The organism is Prevotella sp. P4-119 (assembly GCF_002251345.1).
Classification (GTDB): Bacteria; Bacteroidota; Bacteroidia; order Bacteroidales; family Bacteroidaceae; genus Prevotella.
Window position 1 is genome coordinate 1 of the sequence record NZ_NPJB01000081.1, and the last position, 2436, is coordinate 2436.

General features: G+C 44.3%; 2 protein-coding genes. Both read right to left on the reverse strand.

The genetic code is table 11. From position 1 onward, the window contains the following. Positions 1-662: 662 nt before the first annotated feature. Complete coding sequence (locus CIK89_RS09185; RefSeq protein WP_094391086.1) at positions 663-1061, reverse strand: hypothetical protein; 399 nt, start codon at positions 1059-1061, stop codon at positions 663-665. Between the two features lie 7 nt (positions 1062-1068). After that, positions 1069-2187, reverse strand: a complete 1119-nt coding sequence (locus CIK89_RS09190; protein ID WP_094391087.1) for a hypothetical protein — start codon at positions 2185-2187, stop codon at positions 1069-1071. Between the last annotated feature and the right edge of the window lie 249 nt (positions 2188-2436).

The window sequence follows — 2436 nt, forward strand, 5'->3', positions numbered from 1 at the left end:
CTGGGAATATCCTCCGCAATGTTCAACTCAGATTAATAAATGTGTTTTAGTTAGAACCGATTCTCACGTTAAACGAGAACGTCCAGTTGATGATTGTAAAATTGAAATATACGCTCATTGTTTTCTTTTGCGAAGGGGAAAAGAAAACCGGCACCGCGCCAAGGCTTCTGTCCTTCGACTGGTGCAAAATTAGAGAAGAAAAATGGTAGTAAAAACAAAAATCACGCCTGTTTCAGACGTGGCAAGTAAAGGCAAGAAAAGACAAGTAAAAGCAAGTTTTTTGTCCATGGATCACACGGAATTACGGATCCACGGAGGACACGGAGGACAGCGGAATTACGGATCCACGGAGCACACGGAGGACACGGAGGACTGCGGAATTACGGATCCACGGAGCACACGGAGGACACAGAATTACAAGCAACGGCGGGCTGAAAGCCCAATGGCTTCCATAGCCCAGGGCACCGCCCTGCGGATATAGGCAACATACCCCACCACGTCCTGTAAGGACAAAAGTAATAACCTGGTTGGCTGATAACAAAAATCACGAACTAAAAATCTTCAACTATAATCTTTTCCGTGTCCTCTGTGTGTTCCGTGGATAATAAAATTTTCCGATTTCCGTGTGACATATCAAGGGAGCACACCTTTCCCGAAGCCAATCAGTTGACCTGTGCGTTCCAGTTTTTCACCGACGGCATATAGATTTTGTATTGATGCAATATCTCCCACATCTGACCTTTACATCCTGCACGCGTGATCTTTTCCTGTTTCAACAGGCGGTTAACCTCCTCTGTTATCATGGTAGGCTTTGCGCCATCTATCTTATGCAGAAAGGCTTCAACCTCTTTTTGGTCGTTTTTAAACAAGGGCATGAGGGCACAGACAATATTGTCGGCAGGTTTGCTGATTTCCTCCTTTTCTTCATGATCATTTTGAGGTTCCACGGCAGGACCGTTATAAAAGTTTGCACCACTTTGTACGGTTATTTCCTGATGTTCGATATAGGTCACTTTATCGCTGAAATGGAAGTGTCGTTCACACTTTTTATCGTTCTCCATAAAATAATTATTGTTGTTTGATGGTTTGGTTTTCAATATAGGTGTTCGTGTTCACATGATAGTCGATGTGCGGTCTCGTTGCCTGTTGCAATGATTGCAACTCGTTATAGACTTGTGGAGACGTGTGTTGCAGTTCAAAGTCGCTGACACATTTGGTGATGACGGCAGTAGCCATTTCGCTATGCTGCTCCTTAGTCCAGTTTGCCAACCATTGTTGGGGAATACTCCTTTCAAGAGGTTTCTTTTCGTTTTTCATCATGTGGACTTTCATAGCCAGCAAAGACATAATGGCACGGATTTTCTTACGGGGATAGTGCATGTACCACAACTTTCCCATAGCACTCTCGCCATCCCGTAAAAACATCATGACGAAAACCGACGGAAGCGACGCTACGGCATCTTCGGCTCTGTCGCCATAGTAGCACAGCAGCTGCAACATATCATTTGATTCGGCATTGGCAAAAATTTTCTGACATTGCAAGCGACGCACCTCCGGACTGCCCATGTGGTCTAATGCCTGTTGCAGTCTGTCTTTACCTGCTTTGTACTGTGGATGATTGGGAGCGTTGGTCATCATCTCAATGATTCTGATGATCTGTTGGGTGGTTTCACAACTGATGGCACACCATAGATTTTCTTCAACAGCAGATAGCCATTCTTCCATTTCGCTATCCCACGGTTCACCGGCTTCGATCACCATTTCCAGGCAGTTGAGCATGGTATGAACCTGTACTTCCTGTGGACTGAGAGGCAATATTTTATCATCGTAATCCCAATTGGCAAATGGGCATACCGAGGGCAGACAAACGGTCTGCGGTTCAACATCTGTGACAATCTCCATCCACAGCACCCTGTGATCGCGATCCACCTCCACAATCTTGCCAAACATCGACCCTCTTCCCGAACTAAGAATCAGCGAACAAGCCTTTTCTCTGTCTGTTCCGCTGCGCACATAGCCCACAAAGCAACGCCCCCAATACACGATGACAGCATCCATTTCTCCAGGGTTGTCGTGTTCTATACTGATAGACATACGCTTCCCCATAGCCTTGTCGTAGAGTTCATCGAGTCTGTTGGCAAAGTCATGGTGACGTAGTCCGGTAATCGCAAATCTGTATGTGGTCATGATCAGGATTTTTTTGTGGGCTTTTTATTTTAGCGACAAAAGTAGTAAATAATTTCGAGACCACAAAAAGGAAATGGGAAGAATAACGCTTGAATTTTCTATTTTGGATTAAATCTATACTGGTGAGCGATGAAAACTATTTACTTTATGACGAAAATAACAAATAACAGATAACAGATAACAGTTTCCGTAAAGCAAAAAAATAGCACCTCAGAGAGAGAAGAAGTCAATTTTCAGGAATACAACACC

Bases quoted from the DNA above. Each gene is read 5' to 3' on its own strand.
- CIK89_RS09190 (WP_094391087.1), bottom strand. From the start codon at position 2,187: ATGACCACATACAGATTTGCGATTACCGGACTACGTCACCATGACTTT.
- CIK89_RS09185 (WP_094391086.1), bottom strand. From the start codon at position 1,061: ATGGAGAACGATAAAAAGTGTGAACGACACTTCCATTTCAGCGATAAA.